Source organism: Gardnerella sp. 30-4 (assembly GCF_001641215.1).
Classification (GTDB): Bacteria; Actinomycetota; Actinomycetes; order Actinomycetales; family Bifidobacteriaceae; genus Bifidobacterium; species Bifidobacterium leopoldii.
In genome coordinates this window covers 1-1,249 of sequence record NZ_LXJL01000163.1, presented here as the reverse complement: position 1 = coordinate 1,249, position 1,249 = coordinate 1, and the positions used below count along the sequence as shown (strand labels likewise).

The 1,249-nt window shown below is 37.4% G+C and carries 1 protein-coding gene and 1 tRNA gene; one reads left to right on the top strand and one right to left on the bottom strand.

Going from position 1 to position 1,249, the window contains the following annotated elements; genetic code table 11:
- Positions 1 to 187 precede the first annotated feature (187 nt).
- Positions 188 to 919 (top strand): GntR family transcriptional regulator, encoded by a 732-nt coding sequence (locus A5294_RS06390; RefSeq protein ID WP_064340736.1) that lies wholly within the window; start codon positions 188 to 190, stop codon positions 917 to 919.
- Positions 920 to 1,019: 100 nt separating this feature from the next.
- Here the strand turns inward: A5294_RS06390 and A5294_RS06385 are convergent.
- A tRNA-Leu gene (locus A5294_RS06385) sits at positions 1,020 to 1,107 on the bottom strand.
- Positions 1,108 to 1,249: the final 142 nt, after the last annotated feature.

The window sequence follows — 1,249 nt, the reverse complement described above, 5'->3', positions numbered from 1 at the left end:
AAATAATTGTGTAGACATAGATTAAATTCTTTTTACTCATTTTCCTATTTGTTTGTACATTTTATGTTAGGACTGATAGGATAACAGAGTTATTAGTTTTGCATGAGCCGTTGTTACTATGCTGTGTTTTACACAAACTAGTATCAGCGGCTTTTTCATGCTAGCGCTTAGTTAGGGGAGAGTGATAATGGTCGACGGTGTGCCTAAATATATTGCTGTGCGAGATAATCTACGCGCTCGTATTGATTCTATGGAAGCTAACGAACAATTACCTCCTGAAATTGAATTGTGCAAACAGTACAATGTGAGTCGTATCACTTTGAGGCATGCAGTTGATAATCTTATTACTGAAGGATTACTTGTTCGTGAGCAGGGTAGGGGAACATTTCGAGCTTCTTCAATTATTCATACTTATAATCAGGAAGTGATTTCTGATCGCGCGCAAGGATTTTATGAGCAGGCTTATTCTAATGATGCAAAAGTTAGAATAAAAGTTATTGAAAAAGATGTTATTCACGATGAAGATGCTGCTGCTCGTTTAGGTCTTGATCCAGAAGATGAGTTGATATGTTTGAAACGCTTGCGCTATGTTGACGATGTTTTATCGCGTTATAGTGTGATTTATTTGTCTGCTTCGCGTTTTCCTAAAATTTTGACGCATGATTTTTCAGATGATTCGTTAGCTGATTTTTTGTTCAAAGCGTACGCTGTTCAGCTTGTAGAAAATGAGGTGTCTGTGCATGTAGAAGAGCTGTGTGACCGGCTTGCGGCAGTACTGAATGTTGAAGTTGGAACTTCTGTAATTGCAGCTTATTCTACTGTAAAAGATAAGTTTGGCACGATTATTGCTTTTGGTGCAGCTGTTTATACGCCAAATTCTGTCGAGATTCGTTTCCATTTGCATTCAAATGCTGCTTAATTAAATTTTTTAGGGCTAGCTAAGATGATCTTCTTAGCTAACACCTTTTTTGCGTTAGAAAACAATAAAACCTTGCTGGCTTTCCAGCAAGGTTTTTTCGTGTCCGGAGCGGGAGTTGAACCCGCACGCCTGTAACAAATAGGCACTAGCACCTCAAGCTAGCGCGTCTACCATTCCGCCACCCGGACAGGTGTTTTAGACAACAGATAAGACTATAACATCTTTTTTTCTTCTTCGCTTCGGCGTGTTGAAAAAATTACGAATTTTCAAAATATTTATATATGAAAATAGTAATAATAGTTTTAAATTATGCTATTTTCAGTATAAAAA